15 protein-coding genes and 1 tRNA gene are annotated in these 14,030 nt (G+C 66.1%); 8 read left to right on the forward strand and 8 right to left on the reverse strand.

Annotated elements, in window-relative coordinates; genetic code table 11:
- Window positions 1-17: 17 nt before the first annotated feature.
- Complete coding sequence (locus AAA969_RS09570; RefSeq protein WP_338245802.1) at window positions 18-728, forward strand: CPBP family intramembrane glutamic endopeptidase; 711 nt, start codon at window positions 18-20, stop codon at window positions 726-728.
- Between the two features lie 381 nt (window positions 729-1,109).
- Here AAA969_RS09570 and AAA969_RS09575 read toward each other — a convergent pair whose 3' ends face one another.
- The 4 genes from AAA969_RS09575 to AAA969_RS09590 are packed head-to-tail and all read right to left on the reverse strand — an operon-like array spanning window position 1,110 to window position 3,830.
- Window positions 1,110-2,351 carry a CCA tRNA nucleotidyltransferase gene (locus AAA969_RS09575; RefSeq protein ID WP_338245803.1) on the reverse strand — a complete coding sequence of 414 codons (1,242 nt, stop codon included), beginning with the start codon at window positions 2,349-2,351 and terminating at the stop codon, window positions 1,110-1,112.
- Window positions 2,348-2,662 carry a DUF6111 family protein gene (locus AAA969_RS09580; RefSeq protein WP_338245804.1) on the reverse strand — a complete coding sequence of 105 codons (315 nt, stop codon included), beginning with the start codon at window positions 2,660-2,662 and terminating at the stop codon, window positions 2,348-2,350. The genes AAA969_RS09575 and AAA969_RS09580 overlap by 4 nt, the downstream gene beginning before the upstream one ends.
- Window positions 2,663-2,665: 3 nt before the next feature.
- Window positions 2,666-3,298, reverse strand: coding sequence for an NUDIX hydrolase (locus tag AAA969_RS09585; protein WP_338245805.1), 633 nt, complete (start codon window positions 3,296-3,298; stop codon window positions 2,666-2,668).
- Entirely contained in the window at window positions 3,291-3,830 is a 540-nt protein-coding gene (locus tag AAA969_RS09590; protein ID WP_425325051.1) for a DUF1285 domain-containing protein, read from the reverse strand. The genes AAA969_RS09585 and AAA969_RS09590 overlap by 8 nt, the downstream gene beginning before the upstream one ends.
- Window positions 3,831-3,940: 110 nt before the next feature.
- Between AAA969_RS09590 and AAA969_RS09595 the strand changes: the two genes are divergently transcribed.
- The 6 genes from AAA969_RS09595 (at window position 3,941) to AAA969_RS09620 (ending at window position 11,578) form a co-directional block, all read left to right on the forward strand.
- Window positions 3,941-4,939 (forward strand): MoxR family ATPase, encoded by a 999-nt coding sequence (locus AAA969_RS09595; RefSeq protein ID WP_338245807.1) that lies wholly within the window; start codon window positions 3,941-3,943, stop codon window positions 4,937-4,939.
- Between the two features lie 2 nt (window positions 4,940-4,941).
- Entirely contained in the window at window positions 4,942-5,838 is an 897-nt protein-coding gene (locus AAA969_RS09600) for a DUF58 domain-containing protein (protein ID WP_338245808.1), read from the forward strand.
- 4 nt (window positions 5,839-5,842) lie between these two features.
- Window positions 5,843-8,578 carry a DUF4159 domain-containing protein gene (locus tag AAA969_RS09605; RefSeq protein WP_338245809.1) on the forward strand — a complete coding sequence of 912 codons (2,736 nt, stop codon included), beginning with the start codon at window positions 5,843-5,845 and terminating at the stop codon, window positions 8,576-8,578.
- Window positions 8,575-10,659: a glutamine amidotransferase gene (locus tag AAA969_RS09610; RefSeq protein WP_338245810.1), complete on the forward strand. Its 2,085-nt coding sequence runs from the start codon at window positions 8,575-8,577 to the stop codon at window positions 10,657-10,659. Before AAA969_RS09605 ends, AAA969_RS09610 begins: the two co-directional genes overlap by 4 nt.
- A gap of 73 nt (window positions 10,660-10,732) precedes the next feature.
- Window positions 10,733-10,969, forward strand: a complete 237-nt coding sequence (locus AAA969_RS09615; protein ID WP_338245811.1) for a hypothetical protein — start codon at window positions 10,733-10,735, stop codon at window positions 10,967-10,969.
- A 105-nt stretch (window positions 10,970-11,074) separates the two neighbouring features.
- Entirely contained in the window at window positions 11,075-11,578 is a 504-nt protein-coding gene (locus AAA969_RS09620) for a hypothetical protein (RefSeq protein WP_338245812.1), read from the forward strand.
- A 129-nt stretch (window positions 11,579-11,707) separates the two neighbouring features.
- On the opposite strand, the gene queE is transcribed toward AAA969_RS09620, so the two are convergent.
- Window positions 11,708-12,337 carry a 7-carboxy-7-deazaguanine synthase gene (queE, locus tag AAA969_RS09625; protein WP_338245813.1) on the reverse strand — a complete coding sequence of 210 codons (630 nt, stop codon included), beginning with the start codon at window positions 12,335-12,337 and terminating at the stop codon, window positions 11,708-11,710.
- Complete coding sequence (gene queC / locus AAA969_RS09630) at window positions 12,334-13,062, reverse strand: 7-cyano-7-deazaguanine synthase QueC (RefSeq protein ID WP_338245814.1); 729 nt, start codon at window positions 13,060-13,062, stop codon at window positions 12,334-12,336. The genes queE and queC overlap by 4 nt, the downstream gene beginning before the upstream one ends.
- Before the next feature lie 35 nt (window positions 13,063-13,097).
- Here queC and cutA point away from each other — a divergent pair, with 35 nt between their 5' ends.
- A complete protein-coding gene (cutA, locus tag AAA969_RS09635) occupies window positions 13,098-13,454 on the forward strand; it encodes a divalent-cation tolerance protein CutA (protein ID WP_338245815.1) in 357 nt (118 codons plus the stop codon).
- 31 nt (window positions 13,455-13,485) lie between these two features.
- On the opposite strand, the gene AAA969_RS09640 is transcribed toward cutA, so the two are convergent.
- Both AAA969_RS09640 and AAA969_RS09645 read right to left on the reverse strand, forming a co-directional pair.
- The gene (locus AAA969_RS09640; protein WP_338245816.1) at window positions 13,486-13,737 is read right to left on the reverse strand and encodes a hypothetical protein; all 252 of its coding nucleotides are present in this window, start codon (window positions 13,735-13,737) and stop codon (window positions 13,486-13,488) included.
- Between the two features lie 131 nt (window positions 13,738-13,868).
- Window positions 13,869-13,945, reverse strand: a tRNA-Met gene (locus AAA969_RS09645).
- Window positions 13,946-14,030: the final 85 nt, after the last annotated feature.

The raw sequence follows: 14,030 nt of genomic DNA on the forward strand, positions 1-14,030 counted from the left end.
CATTTGAGGATATCTGCATGACCGACACACCCACCCGGCGCGCACCCGGCCTGATCATCGAGCTCGCCATCGTGATGGTGGTTCTGGTGAGCACCAAACTCATCTTCGACCAGATCGCCTGGCGCTTTGCCGGTCCGATTTCGCTGACCTTCACCCTCGCCGCCATCGCCGGTTTCACCATCCGGCACCGGGAAAGCTGGTCAAGCTTCGGCCTGCGTCGGCTGAAGCGCTGGTGGTCCGTCCCGCTGGTCCTGCCACAGGCCCTGCTCGGTGTCGTCGCCATTCTCGCCATTGGTGCCGGGACCGCGCTCGCCGGCGAGGCGCTCGGTTTCTGGACCACGGAAGGCACCCAGACCGGGGTTGAGGCCCGGTGGGGCAATATCGAGGGCAACCTGCCCGTCTATCTGATGTGGATGGCGATCGGCTGGACCAGTGCCGCGTTCGGCGAGGAAATCTTCTTCCGCGGCTATCTGATCGACCGGATCGGCAAGCTGCTGCCGAGCGCTCGCTGGGCGACCGCCGTCGCCGTCTTCATTCCGGCCCTGATCTTCGGGATCGCCCACGCCTATTATCAGGGCGTTCGCGGCCTGATCGTCACCGGTCTGATCGGACTGGCCCTGGGCACACTCTATCTCGTCAACAAGCGCAATCTCTGGCCCAATATCATCGCCCACGGTGTCGTCGACAGCCTCGCCTTCACCGCGATGTATCTCGATCTGGACATCTGATCGGGACCGAGAGGTGACGTCGATCCGCTTGTCACCTATCGCCCGGGCCCGACCTGCGGAGCGCTTCAAAGCGTTCCATTGCGTCTTGCACTTCATGCCCCGACTGATCAGCCACCGCGATCTTCGCGCGACACTGCGGGCAGTCGAATGACTGCCCCAAAAGCATGGCCTGGAGGTCGATGGTGATCGCGGTACTGCATTCCGGACAGGGAATGCTGGTTGTTCCATACGCGTGGGTCCTGGTCGTCACCTTCGGATTGCGATCAAGTCCGGAAAGCTAAGCACGCGCGACCTCCCCATGCACGCAAACAGGCGCATCCGGGCAAGAAAAAACCCCGGCTGATTGGCCGGGGTCTTGTCCGTGTCGTCTGGTGACGCGGCCTAGTGCTGGGTCAGCCGGGCGATCAGTTCTTCCTTTGTCGGCTCGAAACGGTCCGCAATCCAGAGCGCCTTGAGTTCGTCGAGCGCGTCACCGAGCATCGGGCCGGGTTCATAGCCCAGCAGGATGAGGTCGCCACCCTTGACCGGAAATTCCGGCTCTTTCCACTCGCGGGCAAATTTGGCGAGCAGTTGCCAGTCGCGCGGCGGCGGTGCGGTTTCACCGGCGGCCTCGAGGCGGACCTGGTCTTCAAAGGCGCGGGCGCCGAGCGCCATGATGGCGCGCTCGGCAGCGGCCCGGTCGGTGAAGGCCTCGTGGACATCCTCACGGGCGGCGGGATTGACCGCGCCCTCGAGCCGGCGGGTTTCCGCGTTCGACATTTTCAACTTGGCTGCCATGGTCCTGATCCTTTCCGGTCCGCCATCGGCGAGCGCCGCAAATCTGAGCATCGAATCGGGCGCTAATCCGTAGTCTACATCTTGCGCTATGATACCGCCGAGGACTCTTAATGATCCGTTCACTCCGAGGATCAAATCCAGTAGGCCGAAATCGCGCATCAGCTTAACGGCCGCCAGCGGATCAGGCGCGGCCAGCAGTTTCTTGAGCTCGGACCAGACCCGTTCGGCGGATAATTTATTCAGGCCTTCGGCGTGTTTTCGCACGGCCGCGAGGGCCTCCGGGTCCGGTGAACCCCCGCCATACCAGGCTTCGAAACGAAACAGGCGCAGGATGCGAAGATAGTCCTCGCGGATCCGCGCCTCGGCATTGCCGACAAAGACGAAACGGCGTGCCGCGACGTCGTCCAGCCCGCCCGTCGGATCATGGATGACCCCGTCGGTGTCGGCATAAAGCGCATTGAGGCGGAAATCCCGGCGCCGGGCATCCTCGGCCCAGTCCTGCGTGAAGGCGACCACGGCGCGGCGCCCGTCGGTCGCCACATCGCGACGCAGGCTGGTCACCTCGAAAGGCTTTCCATCACAGACAATGGTGATCGTCCCGTGCGCCTTGCCGGTCGGCACCGGCTTGAGCCCGGCCACACGGGCGGCAGCGATCACCTGATCGGGATCAAGCTGGGTCGCAATGTCGATATCGGCGACGGGCTTGCCCAGCAGGGTGTTGCGAATGGCGCCGCCGACAAAGCGGGACTCGCCCTGCCCGGCGGCCTTGAGCGCCGCCATGACCTTGCGGGTCGCCGGCGCCGTCATCCAGTCATGCTGCGCCGGATCAAGCCTCGACGCGGTCATTGCGGTTCGACGGCCTCGCCTTCGCCGGCTTCGGCCTCGTTTTCATCAATCGGCACGAAATGGCCCGGAATGATGCGGCCGTCGATATTCTGCGGCGGGACATAGCGTTCGCCCTCATGGCCGGCCTTGTTGGAGTCGATGACCACGAGGACCACCATCACCACGATGGCCAGCCCGGCTCCCGCTGCTGCGAGACGCAGCGTCGGCATCTGGCCAGCCTCCGGCGCCCGGTTCGACAGCCGACTCCAGATCAGGAACAGCGCGAAGGGCAGCAGGAAGGAGGCAATTTCGAGGATGGTGATGCGGATCATGTTCTAACCATATAGCCGGTCGTGGAGGGATTTCAGCATGCCGGCGGTTGCGCCCCAGATATAGCGCTCCTCCCAAGGCATCGCATAATAGTGCCGGATATGCCCCTGCCACTCACGCGAATGACGCTGGTGGTTGAGCGGATCCATCAGGAAATCGAACGGGGTCTCGAACACGTCGGCGACCTCTCCCGGGTCCGCCTGGACCGTATAGCCCGGCTTCAGCACCCCGACAAAGGGCGTGACATGATAGCCGGTGACAGTGGCGTAGCTGTCGAATCGGCCGATCAGTTCGACGTGTTGACGACCGATCCCGACCTCCTCTTCCAGCTCGCGCACGGCGGCCTCGGCCGCGGTCTCGCCGCCGGCATCGATACGTCCGCCGGGAAAGCTGATCTGTCCGGCATGACGCGGCAGGTGCGAGGCCCGTTCGGTCAGCAGAAGACGCGGCGGTCCGTCGTGCAGGATCAGCGGAGCGATCACCGCCGCAGCCCGGATCTCGACATCGGCAAAATCCGGCGAGGCTGGCGGGGCCTCTCCGTCGAGATAGCCGTCACCGAAGCGCGGGTGGTCCGGGGCGCTGTCGACCGGGTCGAGCCGCTCCCGCAGGCGCGCCACCAGCGCGGCGCCGTCAAGCATTGCCGCTCCCCAGCGCAAAGAACTGACCGCCACTCCATACGCCGAGCACACCGTCCTCCTCGACCGCCAGCGCGGCCAGTTCGTAGAAGACCGGACGCGTCATCAGCGCGTCGAGATTGCCGCGCACATGGACGAGCGGGGTGGGCTCGCCGGTCTCGGGGTCGACCGACACGGAAATCGGGTGATCCGGGCCGGCTTCGGCCAGCTCGTCCATATTTGTGTGGAAGACCAGCGACTGCGCACGGCCCTCACCCACCGCATCGACGCGCACGGCCAGGAAGGGCGCGACCTCGACCTGGATGGCGATCTTCTCGACCGGCGTCACGAGATAATGAATGCCGTCGTCATCTTTCCGCAAGATTGTCGCAAACAGCCGTACGAGACGGTCACGCGTGATGCGCGTTCCCTCATGCCACCACGATCCGTCCCGCTTGATGACGAGGTCCATCTCGCCGCAATACTCGGGATGCCAGCGCTCGACAGGGGGCAGCCCGCTGCCAGCCTCGCGGGCCGCCTTCAGCAAGGACTGCATCGGATCAGGGCTTTGGGTCGTAGAGGGCATGGACACCTTATCTGCGCATCGCCATGCTGCGACGCGCCACTTGGCCTATATGGGTCTGTATCGGAGAGGAATGTAGGACGATGACCGAGATGAATGAACCCGGTGCAGAGCTTATCGCTGAAGCAGACGCCGCGACGGATCGCCTCAAGGCGGTCAAGGACTCGATCGGCCGTGTGATTTACGGGCTGGAAAACGAGGTCGAGCTTTGCCTGACCGCGATGCTGTCGGGCGGCCACACGCTGCTGGTTGGCGCACCGGGCCTGGCCAAGACCCGCCTCGTCGAGACCATCGCCGTGGCGACCGGTATCGACACCAAGCGCATCCAGTTCACCCCGGACCTGATGCCGGCGGATATTCTCGGCTCCGAGATCCTCGAGGAATCAGACGACGGCAAGCGCCGCTTCCGCTTCATGCCCGGCCCGATCTTCTGTCGCCTGCTGATGGCCGACGAGATCAACCGCGCCAGCCCGCGCACGCAGGCCGCCCTCCTGCAGGCCATGCAGGAAGGTCATGTCACCATTGCCGGTGAGCGCCACGACCTGCCCAAGCCCTTCCACGTTCTGGCGACCCAGAACCCGATCGAGCAGGAAGGCACCTATCCGCTGCCCGAAGCCCAGCTCGACCGTTTCCTGCTGCGTGTCGACGTGCCCTATCCGACACGCGAGGCGGAACGCGCCATCCTGCTGGCGACAACCGGTGCCGAGACCGCCGAATCGGTGAGCGTTCTGAACGCCGAGGAAATCCTCAAACTGCAATCGCTGGTCCGCCGGCTGCCGGTCGGTGAGCGTGTCCTGGAATCAATTCTCGACCTGCTGCGTCTCGCCCGTCCCGACGAATCGGATGTCGACGCCGTTCGCAACGGCGTATCCTGGGGCCCCGGACCGCGGGCCGGTCAGGCACTGATGCTGGCCGTCCGTGCCCGTGCCTTGCTGCAGGGCCGCCTGGCTCCGTCCACCGAGGATGTTGCCGCGCTGGCCGAACCGGTTCTCAAGCACCGCATGGCGCTGTCCTTCGCGGCCCGCGCCGACGGCCACACGCTGGAAGGCCTGATCAAGACGCTCGCTGACCGGGCGGCCTGATCATGAGCCAGGGTGGCAATCGTCAGGACGAGGCGCGCGTCGTCTCACTCCGCCATGGCGGTGAAGATGCGGCAGCCAGCCTGCCAGCGCTCCTCGCCGAGGCTGATCGCATTGCCGCGACGGTCGCCCAGGGCGTGCATGGACGTCGCCGCTCGGGCATTGGCGAGACTTTCTGGCAATACCGCCACCACCGTCCGGAAGATGGCCGCCAGGCCATCGACTGGCGCCAGTCGGCCCGTTCCGATCAGCTCTTCGTGCGTCAGAACGAGTGGGAAGCCGCCAGCACGGTCTGGCTGTGGCGCGATGGCTCGGCGTCGATGCGCTATACATCAAGCCGCAACCACGCCCCCAAGATCGACCGTGCCGCGATCTGCCAGATCGCCATTGCCGCCCTGCTGACCCAGGGCGGGGAGCGCGTCAGCGTGCTTGGCGAATCGGCCATTGCCCGCACCGGAGCGCTGGGACTGGAGCGGGCCTCGCGTCGCCTTGCGCTCGGGCCTGGCGATGCAGCCTCGGTCGAAGCGCCGGAGATCTCCCGCTTCGGCCGCGTTGTCCTTGCCAGTGATTTTCTTGACCCGATGGAGACCTGGACTGCCCGCTTGTCGCGCTTCGCTGCCATGGAGGCGCAGGGCGTGATGTTGCGTATCGTGGATCCGGCCGAGGAAGATTTCCCCTATGCCGGCCGCACCCGCTTTGAGACCCCCGGCGGCGGTGAGAGTCTTCTGTTTGGCCGCGCCGAGGAAGCGCGAACCGCCTATCGCCAGCGCTGGGCTGAACACGGCGCCCGGCTGGCCGAGCTCGCCCGCCAGTATGGCTGGACTCTCGTGACCCACCGGACCGACCGCCCGGCTACCAGCGCCGTACTCGCCCTTTACCGCGCCCTGGCGCGAGAAGTCTGACATCATGTTCGCACTCGGCCCCCTCTCTTTCGGCGCGCCCCTCGCGCTTGCCGGCCTTCTGACCCTTCCGGTCCTGTGGCTGCTGCTGCGGGCGACCCCGCCGGCACCCAAACGCGCCGTGTTTCCGCCACTGCGCCTTCTCCTGGGCGCTCCGGACGACGCCGAGACGCCGCAACATGCACCGTGGTGGCTGATCCTGTTCCGTCTGCTGATCGCGGCCCTCATCATCATCGCCCTTGCCCGGCCGGTCTGGACCCCGCCGAGCGTCGAGGAAGAAACCCGCCCGGCGCTGATCGTAATGGACAATGGCTGGGCCGCCGCAGCCGCCTGGCCGGACATGCGGCAGGAAGCCGAGCGTCTCATTGATACTGCCGAACGTGACGGCCGCGCGGTCGCCCTGGTCACCACGGCTCCGACCGGGCAAGCCGCCCCGGCGCTGCGTCTGGGCAATCCTGACGAGGCCCGTCGCCTGCTTGAGAGTGCTGCGCCGCAAGCCTGGCCCGCAGATCGCGGCGCGACCGCTGACCGGATCGCCGACGCCCGCAGCAATGACGCGCTGGGCGGAGAGCTGGCCATTACCTGGCTCAGCGATGGCGTCGACAGCCGGGACGCGGTGGCGCTGTCCCGCACCCTGGACGGTTTGGGCGCACTGACCGTGATCGAACCCGACGCCGGACGGGCGCCGCTCGGTCTTGCCGCGCCGGAAGCGGCCGCAGACGGTCTCACGATCTCGGTCCGGCGCGCCGGGCGCGACTTCCCCCGGACAGTGGCTGTGACCGCGCTGGGCAATGATGGTCGCGCGATCGCGCGCAGCGATGTGACGTTCGCAGCGGGTGAAGGCGTGGCCACCACCAACATCTCGCTGCCGCTCGATCTTCGGAACCGGATTGCCAGCCTTCGCCTCGACGGAACCGCCTCGGCCGCCTCGGTTCGTCTCTTGGGTGACCAGTGGCAAAGGCCGCGGGTCGGCCTGATCACGCTGGAGAGCGATGAGGGTCAGCCGCTCCTGTCCGACCTGCACTATGTCCGTGCCGCGCTCGGTCCGCATGCCCAGCTGTCCAATGGCGATCTTGATGCCCTGCTGGCCGAGGACGTCTCGATCCTGGTGATGACGGACAACGCCCGCACGGACGACCAGCGCATTGTCGATTTCATCAATGAGGGCGGCGTGCTGATCCGGTTTGCCGGCCCCCGCCTGGCAGCCCATGGCGATGATCTCCTGCCGGTTGTCCTGCGCGAGGGCGGTCGCCTGTTCGGCGGCTCGCTGAACTGGGATGAACCCCAGCGCATTGCCGCCTTCCCGGATACCTCGCCCTTTGCCGGCCTGCCCAGCGACAGTACCGCCACCATCGACCGCCAGGTTCTGGCACAGCCCGGCAGCGCGACACCGGACAGGGTCTGGGCGCGGCTGGAGGATGGCACCCCGCTGGTCACCGCCGAGCGCCGGGCGCGCGGCTGGATCGTACTCTTCCACGTCACGGCCAGCCCGGACTGGTCCGACCTGCCCCTGTCCGGTCTCTTCCCGCGCATGCTCCAGCGTCTGACCGGCCTTGCCCAGGGCGGTACAGCCACGATTCCCGGAAACGGCGCCTGGGTGCTCGACCGTGCCCTCGACGCCAGCGGCCAGCTGATCGCAGCGCCGGTCACCGCCCGTCCGGTGCCGTCAGCGACGTTCGACACGACCGTGGTCTCGCCGGTCGCCCCCCCCGGCCTCTATCGACTGGGTTCGGCCGCCAGCGCGCTCAACATCATTGGACCGGATACCCGCATGGATCCCCTTCCCCGCGACCTGCCCGGCGCCAGCTTTGCCGGCCTGGACGGGCCGCGCGCCCGTCATTTCGATGCGCCGCTCCTGGCTGCCGCGCTGATCATGCTGATCCTCGATGTGGTGATCGCGCTCGGTCTCGCCGGACGTCTGCCGATGCGCTTCGGCACAGCCAGCGCCGCAATCCTGCTCGCGCTTGTTGTCCTGCCGATGGCGCCTCCGGCCCATGCCCAGGACAGCTCGGGCCGGCCCGTCGAGCTCAGCGACGAGATGATGCAGGCCGCCCTGACGCTGCGCTTCGGCTATGTCACCACGGGCGACGCCACGATCGACAATCGCAGCCGGGCCGGCCTGACCGGCCTGTCGCAGGAGATCTTCCGCCGCAGCGCCATGGAGCCGGAACCGCCGCTGGCCGTGAATGTGAACTCGGACGAGTTGATCTTCTTCCCGATGCTGTACTGGCCCGTAACCCGCGATGCCGGACCGCTGGGCGAGGAAGCCTCGCGCCGGGTCTCGGCCTATCTGGCAGCCGGCGGGCTGATCGTGTTCGATACCCAGGACGCCGACATCGCCATGCTGCGTGCCGGTGCGCCACATCCCGGCCTGGTCAATGTGCTCGACAGCATCGACGTTCCGGCCCTGTCGCAGATCCCCAGCGATCATGTCCTGACCCGCACCTTCTATCTGCTGCAGGAATTCCCCGGCCGCTATACGGGGTCGCCGGTCTGGGTAGAGGCCAATCCGGACGGCGCATCACGGGACGGTACCTCCGGCGTGATCATCGGCTCGCATGACTGGGCCACGGCCTGGGCGCGCGGCGAGAGCGGTGGCGCAGCAGCCCCGATCGAAGGTGGCGAGCGCCAGCGTGAGATGGCGATCCGCTTCGGGGTCAATATCGCGATGTACGCGCTGACCGGTAACTACAAGGCGGATCAGGTCCATGTGCCTGATATCCTGGAAAGGCTCGGCCAATGAGTGTGCCTCAAAGCCTGCCCCTCGGCGCCACGGTTTCGGCGCTCGACTTTGCCCCGCTCCTGCCCTGGCCGGTCATTGGCGGACTGGCCGGCCTCGCCTTGCTGGCAGTCGCTGTCGGCGGCCTGCAGAAAATGTCCGGCTGGGTCTGGCGGGCGCTGGGCGTCATCCTGGTCACCCTGATCCTCGCCAATCCGTCGCTGGTCGAGGAAGAGCGCGACCCGCTGCCCGATGTCGCCGTTCTGGTCACCGATACATCCGCCTCGATGACCGTCGGCGGCCGCCGCGAGGCGGCCGAGGAGATGGCCGCGGCGCTGCGCCGTGAAGCCGAGAGCGATCCTCTGCTCGACCTGATCGAGGTTGAAGCCGGCGAGACGCCCGATGGCACCATGCTGTTCGACGGCCTCAACGCTGCACTTGCCAGTGCGCCGCCGGATCGTCTGGCCGGGGTGATCCTGACCACGGACGGGCAGGTGCATGACGCCCCGCTCGACCCCGGCGGGCTCAATATCGACGCCCCGATCCATCATGTCATGACCGGCGACCGCGCCGCCGGGGATCGCCGCCTCGTGATCGAGGAAGCGCCCCGCTACGGCATTGTCGGCCAAACCGTCTCCTTCACGATCCGCGTCGAGGATGACGCGATGCAGGGAACGGCCTCGGTCGCCTTCCGCTTTGAGGGCGGCGAACCGCAGACCTTCCCGATCCCGATCGGCCGCTCGACCCGCGTCGATGTGCCGGTTGAGCGCCGCGGCCAGAATGTCATCGAGGCCGAAGTCGAACCCGGTCCGCAGGAATTGTCGCTGATCAATAACCGCGCTGCCGTCTCGGTGAGCGGCGTGCGCGACCGCTTGCGCGTCCTCCTGGTCACGGGCGAGCCGCACAATGGCGCCCGCGCCTGGCGGGACCTGCTGAAGTCCGACCCCTCGGTCGATCTCGTCCATTTCACCATTCTGCGGCCAATGGATCGTCGCGATGCCACCCCGGTCGATGAACTCGCGCTGATCGGTTTTCCGGTCCAGGAGCTGTTTGTCGAGCGTCTGAGCGAATTTGATCTGGTGATTTTTGATCGCTATCGCCGGCGCAATATCATGCCGCCGCTCTATTTCGACTATATCGCCCGCTATGTCGAAAATGGCGGCGCGCTGCTGGTCACCGCCGGCCCCCCCTTTGCCGGGGCGCCGAGCCTGTACCGGACGCCGCTGGCGGCCGTTCTGCCGGTTCGCCCGACGGGCTACATCACCGAAACCCCCTTCACGCCGGAGCCGACCGAAACCGGTCTGCGTCACCCGGTGACCGCCGGGCTGGCGGGCGGTGGCGAGACGCCGGAATGGGGCCGCTGGCTGCGATATATCCATGGTGACGCTTTGGGCGGGGAAACCCTGTTGCAGACACCGGACGGCGATCCGCTCCTGGTTGTCCAGCGCTCGGGCGAGGGCCGCGCGGCGATCGTGATGTCGGACCAGACCTGGCTGTGGTCGCGCGGCTTTGAGGGCGGCGGGCCCTATGCCGAGATGTTCCGGCGCGTTGCCCACTGGCTGATGCGCGAACCGGAACTCGACGAGGAACGCCTGACCGCCTTCGCCACCAATGGTGAACTCCAGGTCGACCGGGTCACCCTCGCCGACACGCCGCCACCGCTGCAACTGACCTGGCCGGATGGTCGTCAGGATGTGGTGAGCATGACCGAAGGCGAACCCGGGCATTTTGCGGCCCGCGTCCCGGCCACCGGCTCCGGTCTTGTCCGGCTGCGCTCCGGTGATCTGACAACGGTCGCCGCGCTCGGACCGATCAATCCGATGGAATATGCCGACCTTCGCCCCACGCCCGACGTGCTCGATCCCTTTGTCGATGCCACCAATGGCGGCCTGTTCGCGATCGGTGACGGCCCTGGTGCCGCTCTGCCCACCCTGCGCCGGACCCGGTCCAATGCTGACCAGTCCGGCCGGTCCTGGCTCGGCTTGCAGCGCAATGAACGTTATGTCGTGCGCGCCTCGACCCGAATACCGCTCCTGCCCGGCCTGCTGATGGTGCTGTTGATCATGACCATGCTGGGACTGGGCTGGTGGCGCGAGGGGCGGTAGGCGGACCACTCATCTCGCGCGAGAACGGCATGACGCCCCCTCGCGTTCACCATGCAGAAACACCTGATGGGGCATGAAGGCCTGCATTGAACCGGAGATCGACATGCGCCGCATCCTGACCCTGATTGCCGTTCTCGGCCTCGCCCCGGCCCTGTCCGGCTGCATCGTGATCGGCGCCACCGCCCTCGCCGCCGATGTCGCAATCGGCACCACCGGGGCTGCGGTCCGGACCGCAGGCGCGGTCGGCGGGGCCGCCATCGATGTCATCATCCCGGGCGATAGCGATGATGATGACGGTGATGACCGCTAGGAAGACCACCAGGAAGACAGCGCCAAGACGCCGCTTCTAACCCCCTTGCGAACCTGCTACCTTGTCGTTGAGGGACGATAGGCAGTTTTATCAAGGAGGCGCGACATGTTGCGCACTATGACGGCAATTCTGGCATTCGGTGCCCTGGCGACACCTGCCATGGCCAATGAGCCTGTGGCTCTGGGCGAAATCGCCTATGGCCCCGAGCTGATTGAACATGCCGAGGACTTCGGCGAGCGGGAGCTCGATCGCCTTGCCGGTTATCTGCGGACCGCCCTGGAACGTGAGCTCGCAGGCGAGCTTGGCGAAGGCGGCTATACGCTCAATGTCACCATTCTCGATGCCCAGCCCAATCGCCCGACCATGGCGCAAATGGGAGGCACGCGGGCCCTGCATTCATCCTCGATCTCGATCGGTGGCGCCGATGTTGAGGCCGAACTGGTCGCCCAGGATGGTCAGGTCATCGAGACCTACAGCTATGGCTGGCGCAGCATGAATATCAGCGATGTGGTCGGCTACGCCCAGTGGACCGACGCCCGCCGGACCTTCGCGCGTTTCGCGGACCAGGTGTCCGACAGCCTCGATGAGCGGGCCGGCAGCGGCTCCTGAGGGGCCGGGACCCCACACGTCGAGGACTGAACCACACAAACAGCGGGCGCGCCTTCACCGGCGCGCCCGCTTTTCTCTTAATGGCCGGGCAGAGCTTCATCCGCCGGCCCGCTTGACGCCGCCTCGGCCTCAAGGCGCGCCGATCCATTTGTGCGTCTGCAGCGACAGCGACCATTTGGGATGGGCGAGACAGTAGTCGAAGGCCGCCTGGGCATTCTCCATCATCTGCGGCCCGTCCATCGGCTGCAGGGAGAAACGCTGAAACGCCCAGCCTTCGAAGGCAGCCGGATCGAGCTCCGGCTGCGGGAAGACAAGCTTGAGCTCGTGGCCAGACGTCTGGACCATCGGTGCCCGCCCCTTTGGACTGACCGTGATCCAGTCGATCCCGTCCGGTGCCGCGATCGTCCCATTGGTCTCCACAGCGATCTCGAAGCCGCGCTGGTGCAGGGCATCAATCAGCGGCGCATCGAGCTGGAGCAACGGCTCACCGCCTGTACACACGACCAGCGGACGCCCACCGCCCGGCCACAGTGCCTCAACAGCCTCGGCCAGGGCGGCGGGTGTCTTGAACCGGCCGCCGCCGGGACCATCCATGCCGACAAAGTCGGTGTCGCAGAAATTGCACACCGCCGACGCCCGGTCCTGCTCGCGACCGGACCAGAGATTACAGCCGGCAAATCGCAAGAAGACCGCCGGCCGGCCCGCCTGCGCGCCCTCACCCTGAACGGTGAGGAAGCGTTCCTTGACCGAATAAGTCATGCCGAACCTGCCTTCCATTCCGCATGCCCGCGGGCCCTCAGCTCGCAGGCCGGACAATCACCGCAGCCATAGCCCCAGTCATGGCGCTGACCGCGCTCACCGCGATAACAGGTATGACTGTCTTCCTCGATCAGTCCGGTCAGCACCGGACCACCCAGCCTGTCGGCCAGCGCCCAGGTCTGCGCCTTGTCGAGCTGCATGAGCGGTGTGGCAATCTCCAACCGCGTATCAAGACCAAGGCCAAGCGCGGTCTGCATGGCGTCAATCGTCTCCCGCCGGCAGTCCGGATAGCCGGAATAGTCCGTCTCGCACATGCCCCCGACAAGAACCCCATGCCCGGCCCGGTAAGCGAGAGCCGAAGCAACCGTCAGGAACACCAGATTGCGTCCGGGAACGAACGTGCTGGGCAGACCGCTGGCCTCCATCTCGATCGCCCGATCGCTGGTCAGGGCGCTGTCGGCGATGGCGCCATAGCCGAACAGGTCAATGACACTGTCAGCCCCCAGCTTGTCGCCCCAGGACGGGAAGTGCCGCCGAATGCCGTCCCGGACCCGCTCGCGGGCCTGCATCTCGACATGATGGCGCTGGCCATAATCAAAGCCGACGGTCTCGACACGGTCATACCGGTCAAGCGCCCAGGCAAGGCAGGTCGCTGAATCCTGACCACCGGAAAATAGGACCAAGGCGGAGCGTGTCGCGGGGATGGGGGTGGAGGTGTCTGTCATGCGGGGCTTATATACCGGGGAGGAGAATTTTGACCATGCAGAGCGTCTGTCTTGTCTACACAACCTGGCCCGACCGGGAGAGCGCAAAGAACGCGGCCTGCCAGCTTGTCGAAGAAGGCCTGTGCGCCTGCGCCAATCTCCTGCCCGGCATGACCAGCGTCTATCGTTGGCAGGGCGCGATCGAGACGGCGGCGGAATGCGTCGCGCTCTTCAAAACCAGCACGGTCGCGGCGGGCGCCCTGCGCGACCGGCTCATGACCCTCCACCCGTATGACGAGCCGGCAATTATCGCTCTGCCGGTTGACGGGGAAGCCAGCTCGACCGGCTTTCTCGACTGGATCACGGCCCAGGTCGTTGCGAGCCCGACCTCGCCGACAGACCGCAAGGCCTGACGATCGACAAGCGCCAAGCAGGCGTCGCCTGTCAGTCCGGTTCGCTGTGACGAAAGACTTCATGGGCAGCCTCATCAAAGCCGCGGCGGCGAGAAATGACGAGCACGGTCGTCAGCGTGCCGCCGAGGGCGACACTGAAGACGACGCCCAGACCCAGTGCGATCCAGCCATGCATGCTCATGGTTACATCGGCGAGCTGGATCATGCCGAACACCATGAAGGCGCCACACATCAGAAGAACGATGGCGAGCACCAGGATGGAGAGCAGGTTGGGACGTGACATGGCCGAGGCCTCCGGGACAGCAATTCCCCTATATGAGCCTCAATGCGCGAGGACGCCACACGCACACCTGATACCGGCGCAATTGTCGCAGGCGGTAGTGTCTGGTTTGACTGACAGGTTCAGGAGAAAAGTGGTGGCGAGGGAGAGACTTGAACTCTCGACCTCACGATTATGAGTCGTGCGCTCTAACCAGCTGAGCTACCTCGCCACACAGGCCCTCCGCAAGGAGGAGGGACGGCATATACGCGCAGCGCCCACGACTGGCAAGCCGTGGGCGCTGGCAGAATTCAGTT

The sequence above is a fragment of the Maricaulis maris genome (assembly GCF_036322705.1).
Lineage (GTDB): Bacteria > Pseudomonadota > Alphaproteobacteria > Caulobacterales > Maricaulaceae > Maricaulis > Maricaulis maris_B.